The organism is Paenibacillus sp. 2TAB26 (assembly GCF_052115145.1).
Classification (GTDB): Bacteria; Bacillota; Bacilli; order Paenibacillales; family Paenibacillaceae; genus Pristimantibacillus.
The window spans coordinates 36,553-63,083 of the sequence record NZ_JBFRGC010000041.1 but is presented as its reverse complement, the minus strand read 5'-3'; the positions used below and the strand labels follow the sequence as shown (position 1 = coordinate 63,083).

The window sequence follows — 26,531 nt, the reverse complement described above, 5'->3', positions numbered from 1 at the left end:
GAGGCACAAAGGAGAATTGAAGAATATTTGCATTTCTATAATAACGAGCGACCGCAGAGAAAACTAAAAAAACTGACGCCTGTTGCTTACAGACGTCAGCTTTCTGCCTAGGTGTTTTTTGCAATGTCTACAAATAGGGGTCTTGACCATTTCGCGCATCCCATTAGGGATGCTTTTTTATTATCGCTGTCGACTTTTCCGTCGTGCTAAAAAAGCGGTGGAAATTTCACTTTTTCATTGACCATGAGGTTAATATCACATAGAGTTAAGTTGTATTTCATTATAAAATGGACAACTTTATTCCAAATATGAGGTGGAAATCGGAACGATGATGAATATGATTAGTCGCGCTACAATAACCATCCTTCTCCTAACCCTTCTATGGCCAGCGGCAGTATCAAACGCAGCAAGCAATCTGCTTAACAATGCCGGTTTTGAAAATGTTGCGGAGGGAGTGCCTTCAGATTGGACGCATGATGCGTATTTGAAGGAAGAGCAAATTACTTCGTATACGATTGATAATACCGAAGCGCATACAGGAACCTATTCAGCCGTGCTTGAGAACAAGCAAGCTAATCACTCGCGGTGGACACAGACGATAAAAGTAAAACCAAAAACAACATATAAATTTTCTGGGTACGTGAAGACGGAACAAGTAGGCTTGGATGCAACAGGAGCTCTATTTTTCGTTGAAGGCGTAGCAGTAACTTATCCTGAAGTGAAGGATACAAATGGAAAATGGGCGTACGTTGAGTTTTATGCGAAGACGGGTAAGGACCAGAAGAGCATTACGTTCAGCGCTAGTTTAGGCGGATACGGGAGCATTAATACCGGGAAAGCCTATTTTGATGACGTCAGTGTAGAGAAAGTATCTAAGGCGCCATCCGGTGCAGAGGTGTTCAGCTTAGTCCCTACGGAGACAAGCCAAGGAACTGAAGCATCGACTTCGGGCGGCTCTGTCCTTCCACTTATTTTGTTTGGTGCACTGTTCACCTTGTTTTTTGCACTTATTTATAAGAAGCTGTTTCGAGATCGAAGCTGGCTTGACGAGAAACAACATTTACATAAAACCATTCTTGTATTCGTGTTCCTCGGCGCGCTAATTTTGCGGCTATGGATTGCTGTTTCAAGTAGTGGTTATGCGAATGATATCGCTTTGTTTATGGCTTGGGCTGACCAAGCTGCGAAGCAGGGGCTTTCTGGATTTTACCATTCGGGAATGTTTGTAGATTACCCTCCCGGCTATATTTATATTCTGTATGTATTAGGTTTAATAAAAGATATGCTGTCGCTAGATTCAGGATCAAATGCGGCAATGCTTCTATTTAAGCTCCCGGCGATTTTAGCCGATTTGGCTGCTGCTTATTTCATTGTCCAAATAGGCAAGAAGAAAGCAGGCTATTCGATAGCGTTAGGATTAGCGCTTCTTTTCTTATTCAATCCAGCTATTATTGTGGATTCTGCCGCATGGGGGCAAGTGGATTCAATATTTGCGCTGGCACTCGTGCTGGCTATTCATGGACTGGTAGAAAATAAAATAGAGCGCGCTTCGGTTTTGTTTGCTATTGCTGCGCTTATTAAGCCGCAGGCATTTATTTTCATGCCGGTGCTGCTGTTGTGGTTCGTATATCGCAAAGATTGGAAGAAGATTCCGGTAAGCGCATTTTACGGCCTCACTACGTTTATATTGCTCGCTTTGCCTTTCTTCTGGGGCAACAGCGGCTTGTCGGGCCTCATTAAGCTGTATTCAGGAACCTTGTCTTCTTATCCGTATGCGACGCTAAATGCATTCAACTTCTATGCGTTAAGCGATGCGAATTGGAAGCCGATTAAGGATACGTGGCTGCTGTTTTCGTTCAAAACATGGGGGAATATCTTCATTTTTGCAGCCGTAGCGATCTCCGCTTTTTTTGCACTGTTAAAGCGAGACAATGAATCGTCAAAGCGCTCTTATTTTATAGCGATGGTGCTTATCGTTGTCGTATTTATGGGTGTAACGAAGATGCATGAGCGTTATCTGTTTCCAGTAATGCTGCTTGGAATCTTTGCTTTTATACAATCGTTCGATCGCAGGATGTTGATGGTGTATTTCGGATTTAGCTTGACGAGCTTCATCAATATTGCTTATGTGCTTGACTACAGCAAGGTGAGCACGAACGTGCCTTTTAATGGAATTGTTTTATTGTGCTCGTTAGCAAATGTTGGATTGATGCTTTACTTGTTATATATCGGATATGATAATTATGCACGCGGAAGATTGAAGCCTATCGCCCCGCTGCTGGAGGAAGAACGCAAGCAGTTGGATCACAAGACACTAACAGCTTTCAAAGCTGAAGCGATCTCAAGAGTGAAGCAAGAGAATGAACGACTCGTGCGCAAGGATTGGATATGGATGGGTGCGATTACGCTAATTTATGCGGTCGTCGCTCTATTCCAGCTTGGCGAGATGAAGGGGCCGACAACCGCATGGCAGCCATCGTCCGTTGGTCAAAGCTTTTACGTTGATTTGGGCGAGGTTAAGCAGCTTGATCGCATCAACAGCTTTGGCGGAGTTGGAACAGGAAAATACAAATATGAATTTAGTCAAAATGGGACCGACTGGGACAATCTCATGGAAGTCGACAGCAGCCATGTTGCTGTATTTACTTGGAACAGTCAGCCCGCGGCGCTCGCAGCTCGGTATGTGAAGCTTACGACGGTTCAAACAGGCTTCTCTATGCATGAGATGGCTATTTACGAGCAAGGCAACAAAATACCGTTATCAATCGTTGGAATAAATGATGAGCAGGCGAAGGATGCCAAACGAGGCAGCGTACCTTTGCTCTTTGATGAACAGCAGCGCGCGAAATATGAAGCGACTTATATGAACGGATCTTATTTTGATGAAATTTATCATGCCCGTACTGCTTATGAGCATATGGAGCATATTGTAGCTTACGAGAATACACATCCACCGCTTGGCAAAATTATAATTGCGATCGGTATTAAGCTGTTTGGGCTTAATCCGTTTGGCTGGCGCATTGCCGGTACGCTGTTTGGCATTGCAATGCTGCCGTTAATGTATGTATTCGCGAGAAGGCTGTTTAAAACGACTGTTTATGCTGGTGTGGCGACTGCGTTGCTAGCAGCAGATTTTATGCATTTTACGCAGACTAGAATTGCAACGATTGACGTTTACGGCGTGTTTTTCATTATGCTGATGTTTTATTTCATGCACAAATATTATTCCTTAAGCTTCTACAAGGTTAAGCTGAGTGTTACTTTGCTGCCGTTGTTTTTAGCCGGTTTCTTTTTTGGAATCGGAGTAGCTTCCAAATGGATTGTGCTCTATGGGGGCGCAGGCTTAGCTATTATGCTCGGTTTATCTTTATTTGATCGTTATAAGGAGTATGCAGCTGCCAAGCGAGTTCTGAAAGAGAACAAAAAAGAGTCTGGCTTTAGCCAAGACAAGCTGCAGCATATTATAAACGTATTTCCTCGTTATACGATCATAACGCTTGCTGTATGTCTCGTATTTTATATCGTTATACCGCTTGCGATTTATGCGTTATCCTACATTCCAGTGCTGACTGTAATGGATGAAGGATATACCTTAAAAAGTCTAGTTGATTACCAGAAGCATATGTTCAGCTATCATAGCAAGCTGGTATCAACGCATCCATTCTCATCCTCATGGTGGGAGTGGCCGTTCATGAAGAGGCCGGTATGGTATTACTCAGGCGATAATATGGCAGCAGGTATGAAATCCACAATTGTAGCGATGGGCAATCCGCTTATTTGGTGGGCAGGCATTTTTGCGATGGCAGCGACGATATGGATGAGTATCAAGCGGAAAGATAAAGCGATGTATACGATATGGATTGCGTTTCTAGCGCAGTACGTGCCTTGGATGCTTGTAACAAGGCTTACGTTCCTTTATCACTATTTTGCAATGGTGCCGTTCATTATTCTGAGCTTGGTCTATATGTTTAAAATAATCGAAGAGAAACGGCCAAACTTTAAGCTGATTCGAAATGTTTTTGTGGCAGCAGCGATATTGTTGTTTGTGATGTACTATCCTGCGCTATCCGGTATGACTGTAAAGAGCTGGTATGTAGAGCATGTTCTGCGCTGGTTCCCAAGCTGGTTATTTTAAAATATAAGAAAGTATATCGTTTTCTCTTACTTATCTTATATTTCACCGTCAAGGCTACTTCAGCGTCTAAGGACGCCGAAGGCGTTTTTGCTTGAAGAAAGGGGTATCTGGATGAAACAATCGGCTGTAAAATACAGTATTATCGTTCCTATGTACAACGAAGAAGAGGTTATCGAGCATACGTACGAGCGGCTGAAGCTGGTCATGGACAGCACGAACGAGTGTTATGAGCTTATTTTCGTCAACGATGGAAGTAAAGATCGTACGGTCGAATTAATTTCCATGATCTGCGATTTCGATCCAAATGTCCGAATGATTAATTTTTCACGTAATTTTGGTCATCAAATCGCGATTTCAGCGGGGATGGATTATGCGCAGGGTGATGCGATCGTCGTCATTGATGCGGATCTACAAGATCCTCCAGAGGTCATTATCGATATGATCGCCAAATGGAAGGAAGGCTTTGAGGTTGTTTATGGCAAACGTCTTAAGCGCAAAGGCGAGACGATGTTCAAGAAAATAACAGCTAAGCTGTTTTATCGCACGCTGCGCAGCTTAACGAATGTGGATATTCCCGTAGATACGGGGGATTTCCGTTTGATCGACCGGAAGGTATGCGATGTGCTGCGCGGCTTGAAGGAAAAAAATCGGTTCGTTCGCGGCTTGGTTAGCTGGATCGGTTTCCGTCAGACGATGGTCGAATATGAGCGTGAAGAACGTTTTGCAGGCGAAACCAAATATCCGCTGAAAAAAATGATATCTTTTGCCATAGACGGAATAACCTCTTTCTCCTATAAACCATTGAAAATTGCCACTTATGTTGGCTTTACATTATCAATTACGAGCTTCTTGTATTTGTTAGTCGTTATATTCCAGAAGCTGTTTACGGGCACCACAATTGCTGGCTGGGCTTCCATTGTGGCAGTAAATCTTTTGTTTAACGGCATTATATTGATGCTCTTAGGCATAATCGGGGAATATATTGGCCGGATTTATGAAGAATCCAAAAACCGCCCTTTATACATCGTTCGCGAAGCTCAGGGGTTTCCTGCGAAAGAAGACAATCAATCCTCAGAGTCTGCTGAACAAGATCGGGTTAAAAAATATGTCTAACGCAACATCAAAACGAGCAGCTAGAGGATTCATCGCACAATTTGTAAAGTTCAATTTAGTTGGACTTCTTAATACGTTAATCGATTTTCTGATGTTTACACTCCTCATTTGGTTTGGTGCGTATTATTTACTTGCACAGGTGATTGCATACGGAGCTGGAATGATTAACAGCTATGTGCTAAATAGCCGATATACTTTTAGGAAGAGGGAAAATGAAGCTTCAAGCCCGCAGCAGCTAAATAGAGGTATGAGATTCATCGTTTGGAACGGTATCATACTAGGTATTACTTTACTGCTGCTTATGGCCTTGAACGAGTGGTGGGGTTTGAATGAGGTCGTCTCAAAGCTGATTGTAACGGTGGTAACCGTTGCGCTTAACTTTTACGGAAGCAAGAAATGGGTTTTCGAGGCGAAAGGACCACAGACTGAGGCCAGCTAGCGGAAGGTGGGGAAAAATGAAAAGAATACTCTCTTATGCATTAGTGATTGTAGGTATTCTCATATTGCTCTATCCAAAAGCGAATGAATGGTACGAGAACCGTCAGCAGGATAAGCTGATGGCTACTTGGGATGAGGCGAGCTTTGATGTGAGCGCAGAGCAGCAAGCGCAGCAGCAATATGAGCAATTGACGGATCTCTTCAACGAGCAATCCGCAGCGACCGAGTCGCCGATTCAATCACCGACGGATGCAGCTACACCAGAAGCAACCCCTACAGAGGCGCCCAAAGCACAGAAGATTGCCCCCATTGCAACGATTAAGATTGACAAAATAAAGCTTAAGCTGCCTGTCGTTGAGGGAGCCACCCAGAAGAATATGAAATCGGCTACTGCTCACTTAAAGGAAACAACAGCAATAGGCAAAGTCGGCAACGCAGCTATAGCCGGCCATCGGATGCGCTCTAAGGGAAGGCTGTTTAATCGGCTTGGGGAAGTTGAGGTCGGAGATAAAATCGTCGTGGATACAAAAGATGAAAGCTTCACATACACCGTTTATAAAGTATCCATTGTAGATCCGACAGACGTATCTGTTCTTAATTACAACAATAAAGATAGGCTGCTGACTTTGATCACCTGTGATCCCATAGTAAACCCCACGCATCGGCTCATCATTCATGCAAAAATATAATGGGCAGCAGAGCCCATTTTCCCTTCATAACAGCACCAATGGTATCGCCCCTTCATAGTATAAGTTGACTGTATCCCTTAACCTTGTTAAACCATAAAAACCCGCGCAAGGAGGGGTGACAAACATTGAAGGGTAGCGACCATAAGAGCAAGTTTTTATTGACGCATCGTGAACGCGAGGTATTCGAGCTGTTAGTACAGGACAAGACAACAAGAGATATTGCACAACAACTATTCATCAGCGAGAAGACCGTCCGCAACCATATTTCTAATGTCATGCAAAAGCTGAACGTAAAAGGTCGTTCACAAGCGGTTGTCGAGCTAATCAAGCTTGGTGAATTACAAATCTAACATAGCAACCTAATCGGACGGCACTGTAACAAGGTGCTGTCTTATTTTTTGTTTTAATAGTTGCTGAGCATGGTGACAAACATTGAAGGGTAGCGACCAGAAGAGCAAGTTTTATGCACATAACTATTTGTCAGCGGGAAAAGTGTCCGCAACCACTTTACAAATGAGATATGTTTTGAAACACATAACGAGCTCAATGTTGTCCCATGGGAGATGATTTTTTATGCTAAAATAAATACATAAATGACAGTAGGAGGGATGTAACGATGAAATGGCAGGAAGTCAGAGAATTGTTTCCCGACCAATTTGTTTTGCTTTCCATACTTGAATACAAAATACAAGAAGATAAAAAAATCGTAACGGAAGTTGCGCCAATAAAGACGATTCCGACGGAAGATGCGAACAAAGCGTTTTTTAGCGCAGAGCCTGGAAGTATTGTTTATCACACATCGAATGAGGATTGTGTAATTCATTTGCGTAAGGACCCGCTATTGCGAGTGAGGCGCGGTTCATGAAGATGAATGATGACGGACAGCTCCTAACCACTACAATCACTCTTTGTTATCGTGGGAAAACGTTACAGATCAGCGACATTATTATTGATACAGGCTCATCACACACGGTTTTCAGCCCTGATATCTTGGATGCTATTGGAGTAACATATGAAAATGGAGACGCTGTTTATGAGGCATATGGCATTGGTGGGACCGTTCCTTTTTATACAAAAGTAATGGATTATATCCAGCTTGATAATCTTAAAGCAGAGCAAATAGAGGTAGATGTTGGTATGCTTCCCAACTCTCATCAGGGGTTGCTAGGACTGGATATTCTAAAAACACATGGTTTTATTATGGACATGGACAAGCTTGAGCTCTACAAGCCTAATTCTAACATAGCAACCTAATCGGACGGCACTGTGACAAGGTGCTGTCTTATTTTTTTAAATCGATTAATGGGCAATTATTGAAATTGATTATCTAATTATGGAAAATAAACCAGCTAGGAAAGAGGTATTTGTCGAATCTCGTCGAATAATTAGTAATATCATAAATCAAAGAAGGTATCGCTGTGTCGCTTTTACATGTAAAACAAGCTATCCAAAAGAGAAAAGTGAGCCTGACGACACTAATGATTGGTTTAGTCTCTGTTTCGGTTTTACTCATGTTAACCATTTTGCTTTTTGCATCCTACCAGTCCAAGAAACAAGCGTTGTATGAAACAACACTTACACTTAATCTTTCAACCGCATCAAAAATGAGCATGACAATGGATTCATTATTTGAGTCGATGCGAAGCAGTCTTAAAAACGCGGCAGACTTTTATTCTTTGAATAGTGATATGAAGCAATCAGATTCCGGAAAATATCTTGATCTCATTCGCAATAGCAGCAACTATTTTAATTCGATTGTCGTAGTTGATGAGAATGGTGTCATGCGCACACTGTCCCCTTCGTCGATTGGCAAGGCAGGCGAGCCTATAAAAACAGCCGCTGCGAAGGAAGCATTGGCATCACGAAAGCCATATTTGTCAAAGCCTTATACGAGCGCGACAACAAAAAATCTCATGGTGTTTATTAGTGAGCCTTTGTTTGATCAAAAGGGTGTATACCGGGGCTATATCGGTGGAAGCCTCTATTTGCAACAAAATAACGTTCTAAATATGATATTCGGTAATGATAACCTTGACCATAACGGTTCCTATTTCTATGTAGTAGGTTCAGATGGCCACTTGATGTACGATCCTGATAAAAGTCAGATTGGAAAGAATAGCACCTCGAATCTGATCGTTCAGAAGCTGATTAAGGGGCAGAGCGGTCAAGAGCTCGCCGTAGATGAAAATGGTGTGAAATGGCTTGCCGGTTACTCCTACGTCCCTGAGAATCAATGGGGGGTCGTTGTGCTTTCACCAATAAGCATAGTGAAGGAGCAGTTGAACAATCATATACAAGCGATCCTATTATACACGCTCATACCCTTTATTCTTTTGATGCTCGTGACGACCTTTCTTGCCCGCCGATTGGCTAAACCTTTTGTAACGCTTGCGAATATCGTCAGCAAAATGGGGAAAGAAGAAGTTCCCATACCCGCCATGAAGCATCATTGGAACAGAGAAGCCGATTTATTAACGAGCACGGTCATACTTGCTATGAACGGTATTAAAACGGAAACGGATCGGTTGACACAAGCGGCTATGACGGATGCTTTGACCGGATTAAATAATAGAAGAACGTTAGAAACGATTATGAAAAAATGGATAGAAGAAAAGAAACCTTACTCCATTGTCGTCCTGGATATTGATCGCTTTAAAACCATTAATGATACATATGGGCATCAGGAAGGTGACAGAGTGCTTCAGCATTTGGCAGACATTGTCAGGTTTTCTGTAACACCTGATGACCTTTGCAGCCGTTATGGAGGGGAAGAGTTCGTTGTCCTGCTGCCGAATGCCGCGCCGTATGTTGCCTTTGAAACTGCTGAGCGGATTCGTACAACGATGGCGAGCAGCGAAAATCATCTCAAGCAGATGGTTACCGTTTCGCTTGGCGTAGCTCAGTTTCCTTCCCATGCACAAACAGCAGATGAATTATTTTCACTTGCAGATCAAGCTCTCTATAAGGCCAAGCACGCTGGAAGAAACCAGACGGTAATGGCTGACTAGTATGCTGCCTCTGAAATTTCTGATTATTATCAATTATTGATGTACTGAAAAGGAATAAGCTAATGAAACCAGACCTAGTGTATACAAAAAAAAGAATGATTTATTTTATCGTTTTATCCATTGCAATCATAAGTATGCTTGTTGGACTTAAACTCATCTCCACCTATCACTATACAACGAAGTCAGCGGAGATCACGCTGGCGAAGCAGTATACGGAAATCGCTACGGATGCAGCAAATGGTTTAGATAAAGTTGCTTATAAGCAATTTCTACTAACCAAAACGGATGATGAGAATCGCAAAAAAATAAAGCTGTATTTAGAGGAGTATCGGAAACGTATAAATGCGCTCTATATCTATATTCTGCTTTTAGATGATACCGATGTTTCCAAAGTAATGGTTAACGCATTTCCGCCTCATATAAAAGATATACCGATTGGTTTTCCTTGTACCGTTCCTACTAATCAAGTGGAGATGGCTAAAAAAGGGTTAAAATATTCCACAGGAGTGTTACATGATAGGATAAGCGAATCCTATATGTCCGTCGGGGTTCCATTCTTTGATGAGGATGGCACGGTGCTTGGTGTTGTGGGGATCGATATCGCTGCAAAGGATTTAGGCCATGTGGGCAAGTATGTTGTCCAAAATAATATGTTTATTTTCGGAGTGGATGTCCTGTTTGCTTTATTGCTGCTCGCTGGTGTATATGTGCTTAATAAATGGTACAAAGCCAGGCTTCATCAGGACATGCGTGAATCCGAGAAGCTATACATTTCCGAGTTGGGCAAAATTGTAGAGACCATCAAATCAAGTCGTCATGATCTCATGAATCATCTCCAGGTGTTGAATGGATTAATGGACATCCGAAGGTATGATAAAGCACATGATTATTTAAAACAGCTAACCGAGGAATCCAAAACGTTAAACCTATCGCTGCATATAAAAAATCCGATTTTAATGGTGCTGTTCCAGAGCAAGAGGGAGCTGGCGCATTCGAAAAATATAATCATCAGCTTCGCTACAGATTATGATGCATTCGATAAAATAGAGTCGATGGACTTAGTCAAATTATTTTCTAATTTGTTGGATAATGCGATTGAAGCGGTGGAATCAAATGCTGGGTATATATCGCAGGAGATTCAAGTGCAATGTAAAGTGGAACATGGAAAATATATATTTATAATCGAGAATCCAGCCGTGCTTACGGATGAGGAGCAAAAGTGTTTCTTCCAATATGGTTTTACTACGAAAGCGAAGGGTTCTGTTTTACGAGGAAACGGTCTCTCTATAGTAAGGAGAACGGTGGAGAAATATAAGGGTGAGCTTAAATTTCAATATGAAGAAGGCAAGGTTCGTATTCAAATCCGAATCTAAATAAAAGAGGCTGTACCGCATTCTGATGCAGTACAGCCTCTTTTGCTGAAATTTTATTTTAATCCAGAAACATGCTGCTCCACATACGCTTTAACCTCTTCAGCTGAGCTTAGTGCCAGAACGGCCTGCGCTATCTGCTTCATTTCCTGCTGAGATAGATTTGCGAGCAAAGCGCGAGCAGGAAGTATTGCACTTGCGCTCATACTAAACTCGTCTAAACCTAGACCGAGCAGAATCGGCAGTGCATGCTTCGAGCCCGCCATTTCACCGCACATCCCCACCCATTTGCCATGAGCATGAGCGGCTGTAATAACACGATTAATGAGCTGTAAAATAGCTGGATGAAGCGGATCGTTTAGATAGGAAAGCTTAGGATTCATACGATCTGCAGCAAATGTGTACTGAACTAAATCGTTTGTTCCGATACTGAAGAAATCAACTTCCTTGGCGAATAAATCCGCTAGCAGAGCCGCTGCTGGAATTTCGATCATGATGCCGGCTTCGATCCCAGAGTTAAAGGGAATACCTGCTTCGGTCAGTTCCTGCTTTGTTTCTTCCAGCATAGCTTTAGCTTGGCGCCATTCACCCAGTGTAGCAATCATAGGGAACATAATTTTTAAGTTGCCGTATGCGCTGGCCCGCAAAATCGCCCGAAGTTGTGTCTTGAACATATCCGGTCGATCCAAGCAGATACGAATGGCACGATAACCAAGGAAAGGGTTGTCTTCCTTAGGCAGGTTGAGGTATGCAATTTCCTTGTCTCCGCCAATATCTATCGTTCGAATGACGATAGGCGCATCGTTTCCAAACGCTTCTGCTGCTTTGCGATAAGCTTCAAACTGTGTATCCTCGGAGGGCAGCCCAGCTGCGTCCATATATAGAAATTCGGTACGAAAGAGTCCGATGCCTTCAGCTCCTGCCGCAGCGGCAAGCTCTGCATCCTTAACTAAGCCGATATTTGCAACAAGCTCAACCTGTACGCCATCGCTGCTTACGGAAGGCTGATTCATAAAGGTTTGATAAAATTGCTTGCTTTCAAGCTGCTGCTTCTGCAATTGTGAATATCGAGTTAATGTTTCATTATCCGGGTCCACGAAAATATGCCCATCTGTCCCGTCAATGATGACGGTTTGGCCGTTTTTCACTGCCTGCTCCATGGAGCTGCCGATTCCGACAATGGCAGGAATGCCGATAGACCTTGCAATAATGGCAGAGTGGGAAGTGCGTCCGCCTGCTTGCGTTGCGAAGCCAATCACTTTGCTTGGATCGAGCTGAGCCGTATCCGAAGGTGTTAAATCTTCTGCAAACAGAATGATAGAACCTGACTCATCGTTCAAGGATGTTGATGAAATGCCTTGCAGCTTGTTCAATACACGTAGGCTTACGTCACGAATATCGGCTGCTCTTTCCTTCAAATAGGGATCATCCAGCCCGCCAATCATTTCTGCAATCTCTTCAGAGGTGTTGAAAAAGGCGAATTCAACATTAATCCGTTCGGATCTGACGATCTCTTTCGAGCGGTCGATGAGTTCTTCATCCTCGAGCAGCATCAGATGCGCTTCAAATATTTCTGCCTCATGCTGTTTGTTCTGAGCAATCAGCTTGGCGTGGATGGCTTCAAGCTCATCATGAGTTGAAGCAATTGCAGCTTCAAAACGTTTAATTTCATCGTCCAATTGATTGTCTTCCAAGTGAACCTTCTCGATCTGGAGAGGTTTTGTAGACAATACTTTAGCTACGCCGATCGCATATCCAGGAGATGCGGCAATTCCTTGAAGCATCATCTCTTATTGCCCCTTTTCTGCATGCGCCTCAATAGAGACAAGAATCTCTCCAATAGCAGCTACAACAGCCTCAGCGTGCTCACCCTCAGCAGAAACGGCAATGCTGTCACCAAGTTTTGCCCCAACGGAAATGACATGAACTAGACTTTTGGCATTGAAGCTTTTGCCATCCTTCTCTAGTGTAACTGTTCCTGTGAATGCCTTTGCTGCTTCAACGATCTTGCGTGCTGGTCTTGCATGTATGCCAAATGGATTTTGTATAACAAAGCTGTTTTTCATCGTTTTTCACTCCTAATATGTTTGTTGTTACATTATTTTTTTAATTTCGTCTTTCAACTGCTCGGACTGCGTGCCGAATATAACTTGCACTGCGCCCTTGCCTAAACGGATAATGCCTGCTGCGCCCATGCCCTTGAGCTGTGTATCATTGACAATCGATTCATCCTTTACGACTAAGCGAAGACGTGTAATACAAGCATCTAGACCGACGATATTTGAAGATCCGCCGAGCGCATGCAGCACATTTTCTGCTTTACTGCCAGATGCGGCTGCAGTCTTTTCTTTGTTATCGGCTTTGTCCTCGGCTGTCTCATCTTCGCGACCTGGCGTCTTAATATTGAATTTGACGATGATAAAGCGAAATAAGAAATAATACACCACGGCAAAGGCAAGGCCCACCGGAATAATGAGCAGCGGATTCGTCGCGAGCTGATAATTGATCGCATAATCGATAAAGCCTGCTGAGAAGCCAAACCCATGCCTAACCTCCAGCTGGTAGAGGATGAAGCCGGATAACCCCGTTAAGATGGCATGAATGACAAATAGAAACGGTGCTGCGAACATAAAAGCAAATTCAAGCGGTTCTGTGATCCCTGTCAGGAATGAAGCGAATGCCGTACCAATAAATATGGAAGCAACGAGTTTGCGCTTCTCTTTGCGAGCTGTGTGGATAATTGCAAGCGCGCCTGCTGGCAGTGCAAACATCATAATCGGGAAGAAGCCAGTCATAAACATGCCCGCTGTTTTGTCTCCAGCGAAAAAGCGATACAAGTCACCGTGCACTACTTTTCCTGTTGCATCTGTATAGTCACCGATTTGGAACCAAGCGATGGAATTAATAACATGATGCAAGCCGGTAGGAATAAGCAGTCGGTTTGCTGTAAGAAAAACGAAGGAGCCGATTCCGCCAAAACCAACGACCCAGCGGCCAAAAGTATCCAGCGCCATTTGAACAGGACCCCAAACAAGACCGAGCAAGAGAGCAACGATAACCATAACGAGCGAGGTTATGATAGGGACAAATCGTTTGCCGCTGAAGAAGCCAAGCCAGTCGGGCAGCTTGATCGTATGGAATCTTTTATATAAGTACGCTGATATCAAACCAGCAATAATACCGCCAAGGACGCCCATGTTGAGTTCAACATCTTTTCCAACAATGTTGGTAAAGACGAGCGGCACTTTAATTTGAACGGTTACAAGCACTTGGTACGCGATAACGGCAGCCAGTGCGGCAACTGCATCACCAGCAAGTCCGATGGCAACACCGACGGCAAATATGAGCGGTAAGTTATCGAAAATTGCGGCGCCGCCAGCAGCAAGAAACGGTGCGATGTATTGATTAATAAACTCTCCTGCGCTACCCATGTGAAAGTCTTTCACATAGTCAATATTACCGAAACGAAGCAGGATGGAAGCCGCTGGAAGAGCGGCGACTGGAAGCATTAATGCTTTACCTATTTTTTGTAGGAAGGCTAGCATAGTTATTCGTCCTCTTTTCTTATCCAAGTGTAGGGGTGCTTCTTTAGCCGTTCATAGTTGCCTTAAGCAGAAGCTCCTTGCCAGCTGTAACAGAACCGCTGGTAAGCAAGTGTTCCAGTTGCTTCACATCATCCTCGTTTGCGACAACGATAGGTGTGATGGATGGATAACCTGCGGCTTCGATTTTGGCGCGATCAAATGTTATAAGTGCATCACCGGCTTGAAAGGTGTCACCTGAAGCTACATGAGCCTCAAAACCATCGCCATTTAGTGCTACAGTATTGATACCGATGTGAATGAGAAGCTGCAGGCCTGATGCATGCTCAATAATAATGGCATGATTGGTATGAATAAGATGAGATACAGTACCATCGAAAGGTGCGACGATTGTCCCTTCAGACGGCTCAATCGCAAGTCCGTCACCCATATGTTTGCCTGCGAAAGCTTCATCAGGAACAGCGGTTAACGGTACGACCTTTCCTGACAAGGGTGCTGATACTTCAATTGTTTTTTGTTTTGACTTTCCAAAAAGTTTAGATAGCATAATAATATCCTCCTAGTGTTGGTCTGCTTGTTTAATAAGTTGCCCTACCGGTACATTGTGAATTCCAGAATAAACATGAAACGATAAAAACCCTATTTCTTCTTCCGGGATGCCGACATGGAATTGCTCACTAATCCACTCAGCCAATTTGGCGGCAATTTCGAACGCTAAAGGAAAGCTCTGTTTCGTCTCGTTTAGAAAGGGATTTACAATATCCATGCCATTGTGAAGCCGATAAACAGCAAATTGGATGTGGCTCGGCAGTGTGAAATATAGTTTCGGGTTTACTTCGACACCCGTTTTCTGCTTGATGTAATCGGCTATTCGCTCTGTCATATCAATGATGGTTGGATCGATTTCTTCAAGATACGTGTGATATTTCTTCATTTGTTCGGAATCATCCAAACGAAATCGTTTTTCTATGCGGTTATCGGTTCGATCAATGATTTGTCCGGCTTTAAGACTGAACCCTAATCCTTTGCCAAAAATGACGTATTCTTTCTCTGTTTGCACATCAATTGTTAATAACACATTGTTGCCGATTGCGCGTTCAACCCGAAAGGCGCGAGCCATACTTGAAATCCCTCCTTTGTCATTAAGGTGCCCATCTGGCAAAAAAAAGAGCCAAGAAAAGAAAACCGTTCTAAAAGGAAATTAGAAGGTAATCAGTTCTTGGCTCATGCCTCTTTTAGTGAGTAACACGCCAATTTCATATGATTTATCGTTTTAATCGATAAAATGATGTTGAACACCATTCATTTGAATATTAACATCATAAGAATGTAAAATGCTTTCGTCAAGAGGGTATTCACTTGAAAAATATCACTTTCATCATTTTCAATAACCGTCAGTGGAGTGGCCGAGCTCCTCAGAAAGCTCCATTCCTTCGTTTGCAGGCGTGGTTCCAACGTGTTTTGTGCTGTTGCCGAGCTTATCGGTTGTCTGTAGTCCTTCCTTCACACGTTTGCCATATTCGGGATCCGCTTCTGTGAAATGTTGAATCATTTGATCACGAATAACTGTGCTGCATGTGCTGAGTGCATCTACCAAATTTTCGATGAGCTCATCCTTCTCCCAGTCCTCGAATTTACGATAGGTCTCCCCAGCTTGTTTGAAATTATTTTGGCGATCGATAGGCTGTTTTACAAGTTTTGCGGAATAGGAGGGCTCATGAGGCTCACCCGGCTTTGGGGCTTCCGTTAATCCGCCCATTGTAGACGGCTCGTAATTGACATGCGGATTTTGGCCGGGTGCAATGTCGATATAGAAAGCCATTTGCCCGTCACGCTGATTGGTCGCGACACGTTTCTTCGGTGCGTTGATCGGTAATTGAAGGTAGTTGGAGCCGACACGGTGACGCTGAGTATCGGAATAGGAAAACGTCCGGCCCTGCAGCATCTTATCGTCAGAGAAATCTAGACCATCAACGAGTACGCCTGTGCCAAAAGCCGCTTGCTCGACTTCTGCAAAGTAGTTTTCCGGGTTTTTGTTTAAGACCATCTTCCCAACGGGCAGCATCGGGAATAATTCAGGGTCCCAAAGCTTTGTGTCGTCCAGCGGGTCAAAATCAAGCTCTTCATGCTCGTCATCGCTCATCCACTGCACTTGTAATTCCCAAGCTGGATATTCACCACGTTCGATGGCTTCATATAAATCTTGGGTTCCGTGATTGAAATTTTTCCCTTGAATTTGCTCTGCTTCGCTTTGTTTTAGGTTGCGAATGCCTTGAAGCGGCTCCCAATGGTATTTGACGAGTACGCCTTCGCCTGCGGCATTAATCCATTTGTATGTATTGACGCCGGAGCCCTGCATTTGCCTATAGTTTGCGGGTATTCCCCAAGGCGAGAACAAAAAGGTAATCATATGGGTAGCTTCCGGCGATTGAGATACAAAATCAAAAAAACGTTCCATACTTTGTACATTGGTGACTGGGTCGGGCTTGAATGCATGAACCATGTCAGGAAATTTCATCGCATCCCGTATGAAAAATATTTTCAGATTGTTGCCGACAAGATCCCAGTTGCCATCTTCAGTATAAAACTTGGTAGCGAACCCGCGCGGATCGCGCAGCGTTTCTGGTGAATGGCCTCCGTGAATAACACTGGAAAAACGAACGAATACGGGCGTACGCTTGCCCGGCTCTTGAAATAGCTTGGCTCTCGTATATTTTGCAATCGGCTCTTCGCCAAGCTTGCCGTAAGCCTCGAAATAACCGTGCGCACCTGCGCCGCGGCCGTGCACAACACGTTCTGGAATACGTTCTCTGTCAAAATGAGATATTTTCTCGATGAAATGATAGTTCTCCAGTGTCGACGGACCACGATTGCCAACGGTACGAATATTTTGATTGTCTGAGATCGGGTGACCTTGCCGATCAGTTAATGTCGAATCTGGTGTCTCATTCGTCGCCATGATGTTTTCATCCTCCAATTTAATGCAATTGATATTTCTAGCGTGTAGTTTAAGTCATACAAGTTTTTATTATTCATACATTAGATATAGTAATGAAATGCTATTTTTGCTCGAAAAATGTGAAGATTATGGTATGATAGAACCATATTTGTACAATAAATGATGGATTTGCTTACGAATTGAATGTTTAATTACAAAGCATGCAGGAGGATCATATGTTAAAATTTAGTCTTTTAATATTTTTATTTTGGTTGTTTGGCAATCCGTTTATAGCCATTCTTGTCATGCTTCTCCTGCTGTATGTGCTTGATCGTCGTTTTGTTGGGTTAATGCCAAGCATATTTAAACCACTAAAAAGACTATCAAGAATAAAAAAACTAAAACAGCAAATTGATCGGTCGCCAAATGATGTGTCCTCCAAGCATGAGTTGGCTCGTCTTTTAATTGAGAGAAAGAAGTATAAAGAGGCTTTGACATGGCTTGTCCCGCTGCAGCCAATGCTTGATGAATCAGCTGAATTTTGGGATGACTTAGGGACTAGTTATTTATATACCGGTGATGAGGAAAATGGGGTAGCAAGCATACTTCGGGGGCTGGAGCTTAATCCACGCGTCAAATACGGTGCACCATACTTGAATCTAGCGGCTCATTTCTCGATTGGCCAAACAGAGCAAGCGCTTAAGCATATCCAATCCTTTCAATCGATAAACTCCTCATCTTGCGAGGCATATGATCAACTTACTACGATATATAAGAAATTAGGCAATACGGCTGAAGCTAAAAATGCCATTGAAGAAGGACTTCGAATTTATCGTATGCTTCCTCGTTACAAAAAGCGGCAGGAGCGCAAGTGGGCCGTTCGATTGTTTTTCAAAAAATGGACGGTTTAATCTAGAACGAAATACTAGCGCTTTGGTTGATATTCATGTATTTGTAATCATTTGTTAGTGATTGTCATATTGTCGTTTAGTTTAGGATGATCCATAATGGAAGCTATAATAAATAGAAGGGCAAGATGCTTGAGATGCAACGCAACATTTGGCTTGTGGCGATTAGTATTATCGTCGTTTTAGTTTTATTAAATAATACGGCTTATTATTTTCTCACAAAAAAAACGCTGGAAGATTCCTTTAATGAAGAGCTTCTAACACATGCCAAGCGGCTGGAGATTTCGCTCGAGCAATCCCGCGAAGGCTCGGAACAGTTTCAAAACCAGATTGGACGTGAACTTCGCGCCGCCTCGATTGCAATTCAATATGCGCTTGATCCCGATATTGAGAAAGTAACGACGGAGCAGCTCATGGAGCTGCGCGATAAGCTGGACCTAAGCCACATTACCCTTCTCAAAAAATTGCCTGATGACATTGTTTTATACAAATCATCCAATGCTAAGCAAACCAATATTAGTACAAAAGAATGGAAGCCATGGTACGAGGTGTTTAACCAGCTATTCGAAAACAAAAATGCATCGGTAAACTGGCTTGGACAATCCCTTCCGAACTTCTGGAGCGGACCTTATGAGGTATCTGCAACAAATGTGGATAAGCTTAACAAATGGGGTTACTACTACGACRGAGCTACAAACTATATTATTGATCCGTATGTAGATTATGAGCGACAACAAAAGTATGAGAATGCGACAGGTGTTCACCGCATGATTGAAAATTCAATTCAAAGCAGCGATTCATTGCTTGAAATTGCTTTTATTAATCCGGAGACATTTCCTGATGGGAAAAATACGATTAATCCGCAAGGCGAGGTTCAAGGCCATAAAGTGCAGGAACCGATCTTTTACGGCACGTATAATATTAAATCAAAGCAGGATACGAATTTAGTCCGCAAAGCTTACTTTTCTAAGAAGACGGTCACCTTAAGAGAGAATATCGGCGGCAAAGAGATTTTCAAAATGTATATTCCGGTATTTGTTAATGAGCATGGTATTAATATTACCGATCGTGACGGTCAGCCTATGAATAGCTATGTGCTAATGATGACCTCTGATTATCACGTCATTCAGGATAAGCTGGACTCTCAGTTTCTGAATTTGGGCATTATCATTTTAATTGTTACCTTTTTCAGTTTGTTGATAGCTGTATTTGCGATGAGATATTACAGGCATTCTCGCGACAAGGTTGTTCGCGTCACGCAGGAGACCTATGTGGACGAAATTAATCAAATGTTCCAGTCTATTCGAGCGCAGAGGCATGATTTCTTGAATCATGTCCAGACCATTCACTCTCTCGCAGAGCTTAACAAATCGCATGAGCTCGTTGCTTATACGAAGGAGCTGACCGGTGATATTCGATTAATGAACGATATTATCAATATTGGCAATCCGGCCATAGCAGCTTTGGTTCGTTCCAAAATTTCACAAGCGGAAAGCAACAAAATTCAATTTAGCTGCTCCTTTACCGGACTGAATATGCAGGAAATGGGCGTTAGAACGCTTGATGTCAATCGTATGCTTGGCAATTTGATCGATAATGCTTTTGATGAGGTATTGAAATACTCGGAGGATCGACGCCATGTTACGCTTATCGGCAAACAAACGGCGGATATGCTGGAATTTACGGTAACAAATAATTGTGACGATGCGGAGCTTGCCATTTCGAATCCTATATTTGAAGCGGGTTATTCCACTAAGCAGCAGGATCATCAAGGCTTAGGCTTATCGATTGTAAAAACGATTGCGAAGCAATATAAAGGTGATGTTTATGTGGCTGCAGAGCCGGCTGGGAAATTAACGTTTACTGTGAAGATGCCATTATAATATTGTTTTGCGCCTTGCCGAGCGGAGATCTTCGCCGGTAAGGCTTTTTTTTTTTGCTGCTGCTTATTTCATTTGCAATTGTAATCCAGCTTTTAACGTCAAATGATGGCACCAGCCTTATTGGCTTGGTATAATAGTAAGAATGCAAGTGAACGGAAAGGAAGCGGGTGAATGTCTATGATGCACCTCAATGAAAAGCTGCACGCGCTAATTGAGCAACAACTGAACGTCCATGTTGAGACAACGATTATGAAGCGGGGCTGGCATTATTACATGGAAGGTAAAGTGAACAGCGCGAATGAGGGAAGCCATGATCATCTTTATGGGGTCGTGCAAGGATCGGATCTTTATGCGGTCATCCTTGATGCTGGTCAGCTGCGTTATAGCTCATGTACTTGTCCCTATACAGGATTTTGCAAGCATATGGCTGCTGTTTATTTTCAATATTGCAGTCAGCAGGAGGGGGGACATACACTGGCGGAGCGATCCTATTTTCGCTTGCTGGGGTTGTCTTCCGCGAGTGCGCTGCTCAAAAATACACAGGCTGCTGCACCACCTCCCGAAGCAGCGCCTGCTTTGCCTCGCGAGCCCGGTGAACAAGCTTCAGCTGAGGAGTGGCTGGAATGGATGGAAGCGACACATGGCGACGTATGGCGGAAATGCCGGCACTCTCTCCATGCGCTTCAACCATTATTGTCCTCATTAAAGGGGCTTGCTAAGGATTGGGAAAAAAGGATGCAGCGTTTGCATTGGTCAACAGCCATCATCTTTGTGCTGGAGCAAGCAGAGCGAGCGATTAATACGGTGGACTCGTTCAGCAGATATTATCATGAAATGTCGTTCATCCGGATGGCAGAGCCTTGGGTGGAGCATTTATATACATTGGTATCCGAGCTAACTCCCGAAGCAATGGAGCTGCGGGAAGAAGCTTGGGCGGATGCATTAATCGCTCGAGTGAAAGTATGGGCATCGAGTACCGAAAAGCAGCTTTTTGACTGGGAGTATATCTATTTAGTTTTATGCGAGAAGCTTTCAGAGAGCCGCAGCTGGTTTGAGCGGGAGTTAGCTTCGATGGTTGAGCTGTCGATGAATGAAGATGTCGAAGACGTCAATAAGGCATTTTTGCATACTGCGATTGGCATCATGTATTTTTTTGACAAACAGGATGAGAAGGCAATTGCTCATTTTGCATTAACAAGCTTTGAGCGCTCTCAGAAAGTGATGTATCCTTGCGCCGCACAGCGGATGGAAGAAGGGAAATGGGAGCTTGTAGAGCAGTGGATGAGCTTCTTGTTCGAGCGAATCAATAAATTGAAAAATGGCCGTTCGGTGGGACCGTTCGTTACATTATGCCGAAGAGCAGATCTTGACCGGCCTGAAATGCCGATATGGACCGATTATATGAAGCAATTGCTGCCCCATTCTTATTCAGAATTATCTGACCATTGGCTCGACCAGAAGCGTTATGATGAATGGGCTGATTTACAAATGCTGATTGGATCAAGCCCTGAGGATGTCGGCGCTCATGCGCTTCGAGAAATTGCTAAGCTTGCGCCTCGCGCGCTAATGCCCATGTATCATCAATCGGTTGAATCGTCCATCCAATCACGGAACCGTCAAGGCTACCGAATTGCGGTTAAGCAGCTTAAGAAGCTGGAGCGGTTATATAAAGCGGATAAAGATGAAGTGAGATGGAATCAATATATTTCTGGACTTGTAAGTAAGCATCAGCGATTGCGAGCATTTCAGGAAGAGCTGTGGAAAGGGAAAATAGTTACATGAGAACTTACATTGGCGCGCGCAAGTTGACGATAGACGGATTTTGGAATGAAGAAGAGGGTACGTCCATTTGGTTAAGCGCTGTCGATCGAAAGGATTCTGCGGATGGCAAGCTGCGATCCTTATTGTTCGCATGGCACAAGGCATCTTGGTATGGAGCGGATGTCGAGGAAGTCAGTGTAGGTGAGCGTAAGATGCTGAAGGTTCCGCCGCTCCTTGCCATTGATTATTTATCCTCGCCTCAGCATGTTCGCCTGCTTCAAGTAGAGTGGACGGAGCGTTTGACGGTCTTGATGCAAATGGCAGAGTTCATAAGAATTGCGCTTCTTAATGGTTGGTATATGCCTGATTGGGAGCGTTGGACGGAAGAGAAGCGAAGCTGGAGAATGGCTATTCCTGAGCAGGATACCGAGCGCAACCAGCAATGGAGTGCTATTGTAGCAGCTGCTAATCAGAACGGCGATAAAGGAATTGAACAGTGGATTAGCGGAGCAATTGAGCAAATGATTGAAGAAAACGAACAGGCTGCACAGGCTTGGAGGGAAATAGGCAATGCTTCTGGAGAAGCGGTGCTGAGGAGAAAAGCAGTTGATGAGGAAGATTGGCTCATTGCCATTGGGCTTAGGAAGGATGTCCTTCCATTCCGAATTGCGCTTCAGCTAGTGGAGCCGCAGGAGTCATCCATTTGGAGGCTTCGACCCGCTCTGCAAAATCGTGATGGTGGACCGTGGCTGCCTATTCGCCAGAATATTAGTCAGGATGGCTGGGAAGCGGATACGGATGATGGACAAATCATTCCGCAAGAATGGCTTCCGCTTCTAGATGGCAAGCTGGCTAAGGAGCAGCAGAAATGGATGAATGCTCTTCCTGATCTAACAGAAGCGGAAAACGACGGCAAGCTAAGATACACCTTATCGGATAATGAAGCATGGAAGTTTCTTGAGCATGCAAGCGTTCAACTGCTGGAGGCAGGTTGTCCGGTCTTATTGCCTAGCTGGTGGGAAGCGGTTCGTAATCGCAAGCTTCGTTTGAAGGCAAAGATGAAATCTTCAGTAGGCTCAGCGGCTCAGCCCATGTTTGGACTTGATCAAATCGTACAATTTGATTGGAAGCTGGCTCTTGGTGATGTGAATTTGACCGAAGCCGAATTTCTGCAGTTGGCAGAGCAAAACCGTCGTCTCTTCAATGTCGGCGGCGAATGGGTTCATTTGGACCCACAGGATGTGACGCAAATTAAACAGTGGCTGAAGCGGATGGGTAAACGCAAAGGACTATCATTCCGTGATGTGCTGGAAATGCATTTAAGAGGCGGCATCCCGCTCGATGACAGCGGTGAGCTTGATTCGTCTATGGACACGGAAGTTGAGCTGAATGACCATTTAACGGCATGGCTCACGCAGCTGCAGCAAATTAAGGAAATACCGCAGGCGGAAATTCCAGCTACGTTTTTGGGAGAGCTTCGACCATACCAGCATGAAGGCGTATCGTGGTTGCTTTTTCTTAGGAAATTCGGGCTTGGCGGTGTGCTTGCAGATGATATGGGACTCGGAAAAACGATTCAATTTATGGCTTACCTTGTCTATATTAAGGAGAAGAAACTTCAAATGGGAGGGCCTTCGCTGCTTATTTGCCCAACTTCAGTAATAGGCAACTGGGAGAAGGAGCTCGAGCGTTTTGCACCTTCGCTTAATGTCATGCTGCATTACGGCAACAAACGGGAGAAAGGCGAATCATTCCGCGATTCCGTTTCAGGGGCAGATTTGGTCATAACTTCTTACTCCTTGGCACAGCTGGATGAAGATGATTTGTGTTTAGTGGATTGGGATGCTCTTTGCCTCGATGAAGCGCAAAATATTAAAAACGTATATACAAAACAATCTACAGCAATAAGGAGGCTGCCTTCGAATCATCGCCTGGCTCTGACAGGAACGCCGATGGAAAATCGATTGACAGAGCTCTGGTCGATTTATGATTTTATAAATCCGGGTTATCTTGGCAATATGACCGAGTTCCGCAAGGAGATCGTCACACCGATAGAGAAAACACGAGATGAGAAGCTTATTGCTGGCCTTCAAAGCTGGGTAAAACCATTCATGCTGCGAAGAATTAAGAAGGACCCTTCGATTCAGCTGTCTTTGCCGGATAAAAATGAAACGAAGCTGTATATGACGTTGACAGCTGAACAAGGCGCGATGTATGAAAATTTAGTCGCAGACCTCCTTGAGAATTTGGATAAACTAGGTCCAATGCAGCGCAGAGGGCTCATTCTTGCAGCTTTAACCAAGCTGAAACAATTATGTGATCATCCTTCCCTGCTTAATCATGAGGATACCGCTGCTTTATGGGAAATAGAACGTTCGAATAAAGTAGCAAGGCTGCTTGAAATGTGCGAGGAAATAGCTGCCGAAGGTGAACGCTGCCTTATCTTTACCCAATATATCGATATGGGGCACCAACTGAAGCAGCTGCTTGAGGAGCGAATAGGTTTGCCGGTTCCTTATTTGCATGGCGGCGTGCCTAAGGTGAAGCGGGATCAAATGATTGAGCAGTTTCAAAATGCGGAGGAGCCGTGCTCTGCATTTGTCCTTTCACTAAAAGCGGGGGGAACGGGTCTTAATCTGACCGCTGCAAACCATGTTTTCCATTTTGACCGGTGGTGGAATCCTGCCGTTGAGAACCAAGCGACCGACCGGGCATTCCGAATCGGCCAGACGAAAAAGGTTCAGGTGCATAAGTTTATTACACTCGGAACGCTTGAAGAGAAGATCGACGAGATGATTGAGCGAAAGCAGTCGCTTAACGATCAAGTGGTCGGTCAATCGGAGCAGTGGATTACGGAAATGTCTACTGAGGATCTTAGGGAGCTTTTTGCACTGCGAAAAGGCTGGCTAAAGGGATGAGGGATATAATTGTCGGATGGCAGTTTACGTGCTAAGCAAGAAAAATTGCAGCTTGAAGCTCAAATAACGAATAGGGAAGATAAAATATCACATAATGAAAACAATATTATAGTGGAAAATAACCATATACAAGGTTCTATTCCAGAGTGGCAGCGATTTTATGAGGTTGTTAGAGGGATAACGAAGGATATGCGTCACTAAAACGTAAGATTAATTTACATAGCCCGTCGGGAAAAGTAACCCGACGGGCTATAAGATTTTATCCCTCTTTTGAAAAATGAGAGAATTGTCTCCCTAACTCGTCGTTTTTTTGACCTCCTTTGAATTGGTTCTGCAGGACTATAATAAATGTGCGAGGCAAACAAGCAACACCATAAACGAGGAGGTCTTCCCAATGAAAAAGAGATCTACACTAATTGCCACTACGCTGCTTTCCCTTATGATTGTCGCATCGGCGTGCGGCGGTAACAATGCTGGTAAAGGAAATGAAGGCGCTGCAACAAATGCCCCAACGAATGCAGCAACGGATGCTCCAGCAACCGATGCACCAGCAAAGGACGTAACATTGTCCCTTCGACACACTCAAATTAAAGAAACAAGCAAAACTCGTTTGAAAATTCTTGAAGATGTTGTTGCAAAAACACAAGACGAAAATAAAGGTCTTACTTTCAAGCTTGAAGGTATTGACGAGATCGTTAACCGCGATCAAAAGCTGAAAGCTGAAATGGCTGCTGGCAACCCTCCTGATATTTTTGAAGTATTCGGTGGAGCAGACCTTAACCTTTATGTAAAAGCTAACCGCATGCTTGACTTGACACCAATCATTGCAGAACTTGGTCTTACAGACAAATTTGCAAGCTTGGACGAGTTCACTGTAGATGGCAAAGTTTATGGCCTTCCTTTCGGCGGCTATAGCGAAGCGATTTTCTACAACAAGAAAATTTTCTCTGAGCTAGGCTTGGAAATTCCTACAACTTGGACGCAATTGGTTGAAATCTCCGAAAAAATCAAAACAGCTGGCTACACACCACTTGGTTTGGCTGCTAAAGACGGCTGGGTAAACGGTATGCTTTGGAACACAGTTATGGAGCGTAACGTTGGTATCCAAGCATTCAGCGATGTTGTTGCTGGTACTGCAAAATGGACTGATCCTAACTTCGTTAAAGGTCTAACTTCATATGCTGAGCTTGTTAACAAAGATTTCTTCACTAAAGGTGCTCTAGGTCTTGCTTATGCTGATCAAGGCGCGCAATTGCTTTCTGGTAAAGCTGCAATGGTATTCACAGGAACTTGGGATGCTAACCGCTTCTCAGGCGACGAAGCTGGCGATCTTAAAGGTCAAATCGGTTACTTCGGCTTCCCGTCAATCGAAGGCGGCGCTGGCGACCAAACATCAATCAACGCATCATACTCAAACGGCTTTGGTTTCTCTGCTACGCTAACTGAAGATCAAATTGCAGCAGTTAAGAAATTTATCGCTAACTTCTATTCCGAAGAGGTTCAAAAACGTACTTTGGTAGAAGACAAATTGCTTCCTTCTTTGAAACTAAGCGATCTATCTGGTGTTGACCCGCTTACAACTGAAATCTTGACGGTTATGGCTAACGCTTCCAGCTCATGGAAAGCTTATGATGCAATCGTTCAACCAGCAGTAGGCGCTGACATTAACGTTGGTATTCAAGAGCTTATCGGTAAAGTAAGCACACCAGAAAAAGTAGCTGCAAAAATTCAAGCATCGCAAGATAAAGCGAACGCAGCTAAGTAATCGCAACACATTACATTCGATCCTGCTATGCAAGAGGGTGTGCTTCCTTCCTGGAGGGCACCC

Annotated in this window: 21 protein-coding genes and 1 pseudogene; 16 read left to right on the top strand and 6 right to left on the bottom strand. The window is 43.9% G+C overall.

Features of this window, described 5'->3' with window-relative positions; translation table 11 throughout:
- Window positions 1-15: 15 nt before the first annotated feature.
- The 10 genes from AB4Z50_RS32650 to AB4Z50_RS32605 all read left to right on the top strand — a co-directional run bounded on the left by AB4Z50_RS32650 (window position 16) and on the right by AB4Z50_RS32605 (window position 10,756).
- Window positions 16-111, top strand: a complete 96-nt coding sequence (locus tag AB4Z50_RS32650; RefSeq protein ID WP_441878496.1) for an IS3 family transposase — start codon at window positions 16-18, stop codon at window positions 109-111.
- Between the two features lie 217 nt (window positions 112-328).
- The gene (locus tag AB4Z50_RS32645; RefSeq protein WP_441885979.1) at window positions 329-4,135 is read left to right on the top strand and encodes a phospholipid carrier-dependent glycosyltransferase; all 3,807 of its coding nucleotides are present in this window, start codon (window positions 329-331) and stop codon (window positions 4,133-4,135) included.
- Window positions 4,136-4,246: 111 nt separating this feature from the next.
- Entirely contained in the window at window positions 4,247-5,248 is a 1,002-nt protein-coding gene (locus AB4Z50_RS32640; RefSeq protein ID WP_430061252.1) for a glycosyltransferase family 2 protein, read from the top strand.
- The gene (locus tag AB4Z50_RS32635; protein ID WP_339204032.1) at window positions 5,241-5,687 is read left to right on the top strand and encodes a GtrA family protein; all 447 of its coding nucleotides are present in this window, start codon (window positions 5,241-5,243) and stop codon (window positions 5,685-5,687) included. The genes AB4Z50_RS32640 and AB4Z50_RS32635 overlap by 8 nt, the downstream gene beginning before the upstream one ends.
- 16 nt (window positions 5,688-5,703) lie before the next feature.
- On the top strand, window positions 5,704-6,375 hold the full coding sequence (locus AB4Z50_RS32630) for a class D sortase (RefSeq protein ID WP_441885974.1): 672 nt from the start codon (window positions 5,704-5,706) through the stop codon (window positions 6,373-6,375).
- Between the two features lie 125 nt (window positions 6,376-6,500).
- Window positions 6,501-6,725, top strand: a complete 225-nt coding sequence (locus AB4Z50_RS32625) for a helix-turn-helix domain-containing protein (protein ID WP_006040330.1) — start codon at window positions 6,501-6,503, stop codon at window positions 6,723-6,725.
- A gap of 266 nt (window positions 6,726-6,991) precedes the next feature.
- Window positions 6,992-7,240 (top strand): hypothetical protein, encoded by a 249-nt coding sequence (locus tag AB4Z50_RS32620; protein WP_441885970.1) that lies wholly within the window; start codon window positions 6,992-6,994, stop codon window positions 7,238-7,240.
- A complete protein-coding gene (locus tag AB4Z50_RS32615) occupies window positions 7,237-7,629 on the top strand; it encodes an aspartyl protease family protein (RefSeq protein ID WP_441885967.1) in 393 nt (130 codons plus the stop codon). Before AB4Z50_RS32620 ends, AB4Z50_RS32615 begins: the two co-directional genes overlap by 4 nt.
- Before the next feature lie 164 nt (window positions 7,630-7,793).
- The gene (locus AB4Z50_RS32610; protein ID WP_441885964.1) at window positions 7,794-9,383 is read left to right on the top strand and encodes a sensor domain-containing diguanylate cyclase; all 1,590 of its coding nucleotides are present in this window, start codon (window positions 7,794-7,796) and stop codon (window positions 9,381-9,383) included.
- Between the two features lie 62 nt (window positions 9,384-9,445).
- Window positions 9,446-10,756: a GHKL domain-containing protein gene (locus AB4Z50_RS32605; RefSeq protein WP_441885961.1), complete on the top strand. Its 1,311-nt coding sequence runs from the start codon at window positions 9,446-9,448 to the stop codon at window positions 10,754-10,756.
- A gap of 53 nt (window positions 10,757-10,809) precedes the next feature.
- On the opposite strand, the gene ptsP is transcribed toward AB4Z50_RS32605, so the two are convergent.
- The 6 genes and pseudogenes from ptsP to AB4Z50_RS32575 all read right to left on the bottom strand — a co-directional run.
- A complete protein-coding gene (gene ptsP, locus AB4Z50_RS32600; RefSeq protein ID WP_441885958.1) occupies window positions 10,810-12,540 on the bottom strand; it encodes a phosphoenolpyruvate--protein phosphotransferase in 1,731 nt (576 codons plus the stop codon).
- A gap of 3 nt (window positions 12,541-12,543) precedes the next feature.
- Window positions 12,544-12,819, bottom strand: coding sequence for an HPr family phosphocarrier protein (locus tag AB4Z50_RS32595; protein ID WP_076270216.1), 276 nt, complete (start codon window positions 12,817-12,819; stop codon window positions 12,544-12,546).
- A gap of 27 nt (window positions 12,820-12,846) precedes the next feature.
- A complete protein-coding gene (nagE, locus tag AB4Z50_RS32590; RefSeq protein WP_076270215.1) occupies window positions 12,847-14,298 on the bottom strand; it encodes an N-acetylglucosamine-specific PTS transporter subunit IIBC in 1,452 nt (483 codons plus the stop codon).
- A gap of 43 nt (window positions 14,299-14,341) precedes the next feature.
- Window positions 14,342-14,842, bottom strand: a complete 501-nt coding sequence (locus tag AB4Z50_RS32585; protein ID WP_339204025.1) for a PTS sugar transporter subunit IIA — start codon at window positions 14,840-14,842, stop codon at window positions 14,342-14,344.
- 12 nt (window positions 14,843-14,854) lie between these two features.
- A complete protein-coding gene (locus AB4Z50_RS32580; protein ID WP_441885954.1) occupies window positions 14,855-15,415 on the bottom strand; it encodes a PRD domain-containing protein in 561 nt (186 codons plus the stop codon).
- A gap of 264 nt (window positions 15,416-15,679) precedes the next feature.
- Window positions 15,680-17,245 (bottom strand): annotated as a pseudogene (locus tag AB4Z50_RS32575) (catalase); the annotation flags it as partial.
- A 224-nt stretch (window positions 17,246-17,469) separates the two neighbouring features.
- Here AB4Z50_RS32575 and AB4Z50_RS32570 point away from each other — a divergent pair.
- From AB4Z50_RS32570 to AB4Z50_RS32545, 6 genes are all read left to right on the top strand, one after another.
- The gene (locus AB4Z50_RS32570) at window positions 17,470-18,144 is read left to right on the top strand and encodes a tetratricopeptide repeat protein (protein WP_441885951.1); all 675 of its coding nucleotides are present in this window, start codon (window positions 17,470-17,472) and stop codon (window positions 18,142-18,144) included.
- Between the two features lie 125 nt (window positions 18,145-18,269).
- Entirely contained in the window at window positions 18,270-20,024 is a 1,755-nt protein-coding gene (locus AB4Z50_RS32565; RefSeq protein WP_441885948.1) for a sensor histidine kinase, read from the top strand.
- A 171-nt stretch (window positions 20,025-20,195) separates the two neighbouring features.
- Window positions 20,196-21,806: an SWIM zinc finger family protein gene (locus tag AB4Z50_RS32560; RefSeq protein ID WP_441885945.1), complete on the top strand. Its 1,611-nt coding sequence runs from the start codon at window positions 20,196-20,198 to the stop codon at window positions 21,804-21,806.
- Window positions 21,803-24,703 carry a DEAD/DEAH box helicase gene (locus AB4Z50_RS32555; protein WP_441885942.1) on the top strand — a complete coding sequence of 967 codons (2,901 nt, stop codon included), beginning with the start codon at window positions 21,803-21,805 and terminating at the stop codon, window positions 24,701-24,703. Before AB4Z50_RS32560 ends, AB4Z50_RS32555 begins: the two co-directional genes overlap by 4 nt.
- A gap of 9 nt (window positions 24,704-24,712) precedes the next feature.
- Window positions 24,713-24,904, top strand: coding sequence for a hypothetical protein (locus AB4Z50_RS32550; protein WP_441885939.1), 192 nt, complete (start codon window positions 24,713-24,715; stop codon window positions 24,902-24,904).
- A gap of 193 nt (window positions 24,905-25,097) precedes the next feature.
- The gene (locus tag AB4Z50_RS32545; protein ID WP_076270207.1) at window positions 25,098-26,468 is read left to right on the top strand and encodes an extracellular solute-binding protein; all 1,371 of its coding nucleotides are present in this window, start codon (window positions 25,098-25,100) and stop codon (window positions 26,466-26,468) included.
- Window positions 26,469-26,531 lie beyond the last annotated feature (63 nt).

What these genes read in the sequence shown, in the direction of transcription:
- AB4Z50_RS32570 (WP_441885951.1), top strand. Translation starts at nt 17,470, where the DNA reads ATGTTAAAATTTAGTCTTTTAATATTTTTATTTTGGTTGTTTGGCAAT.
- AB4Z50_RS32545 (WP_076270207.1), top strand. Translation starts at nt 25,098, where the DNA reads ATGAAAAAGAGATCTACACTAATTGCCACTACGCTGCTTTCCCTTATG.
- AB4Z50_RS32615 (WP_441885967.1), top strand. Translation starts at nt 7,237, where the DNA reads ATGAAGATGAATGATGACGGACAGCTCCTAACCACTACAATCACTCTT.
- AB4Z50_RS32580 (WP_441885954.1), bottom strand. Translation starts at nt 15,415, where the DNA reads ATGGCTCGCGCCTTTCGGGTTGAACGCGCAATCGGCAACAATGTGTTA.
- AB4Z50_RS32635 (WP_339204032.1), top strand. Translation starts at nt 5,241, where the DNA reads ATGTCTAACGCAACATCAAAACGAGCAGCTAGAGGATTCATCGCACAA.
- AB4Z50_RS32595 (WP_076270216.1), bottom strand. Translation starts at nt 12,819, where the DNA reads ATGAAAAACAGCTTTGTTATACAAAATCCATTTGGCATACATGCAAGA.
- AB4Z50_RS32585 (WP_339204025.1), bottom strand. Translation starts at nt 14,842, where the DNA reads ATGCTATCTAAACTTTTTGGAAAGTCAAAACAAAAAACAATTGAAGTA.
- AB4Z50_RS32630 (WP_441885974.1), top strand. Translation starts at nt 5,704, where the DNA reads ATGAAAAGAATACTCTCTTATGCATTAGTGATTGTAGGTATTCTCATA.
- nagE (WP_076270215.1), bottom strand. Translation starts at nt 14,298, where the DNA reads ATGCTAGCCTTCCTACAAAAAATAGGTAAAGCATTAATGCTTCCAGTC.
- AB4Z50_RS32640 (WP_430061252.1), top strand. Translation starts at nt 4,247, where the DNA reads ATGAAACAATCGGCTGTAAAATACAGTATTATCGTTCCTATGTACAAC.
- AB4Z50_RS32560 (WP_441885945.1), top strand. Translation starts at nt 20,196, where the DNA reads ATGTCTATGATGCACCTCAATGAAAAGCTGCACGCGCTAATTGAGCAA.
- AB4Z50_RS32605 (WP_441885961.1), top strand. Translation starts at nt 9,446, where the DNA reads ATGAAACCAGACCTAGTGTATACAAAAAAAAGAATGATTTATTTTATC.
- AB4Z50_RS32620 (WP_441885970.1), top strand. Translation starts at nt 6,992, where the DNA reads ATGAAATGGCAGGAAGTCAGAGAATTGTTTCCCGACCAATTTGTTTTG.
- ptsP (WP_441885958.1), bottom strand. Translation starts at nt 12,540, where the DNA reads ATGATGCTTCAAGGAATTGCCGCATCTCCTGGATATGCGATCGGCGTA.
- AB4Z50_RS32645 (WP_441885979.1), top strand. Translation starts at nt 329, where the DNA reads ATGATGAATATGATTAGTCGCGCTACAATAACCATCCTTCTCCTAACC.
- AB4Z50_RS32555 (WP_441885942.1), top strand. Translation starts at nt 21,803, where the DNA reads ATGAGAACTTACATTGGCGCGCGCAAGTTGACGATAGACGGATTTTGG.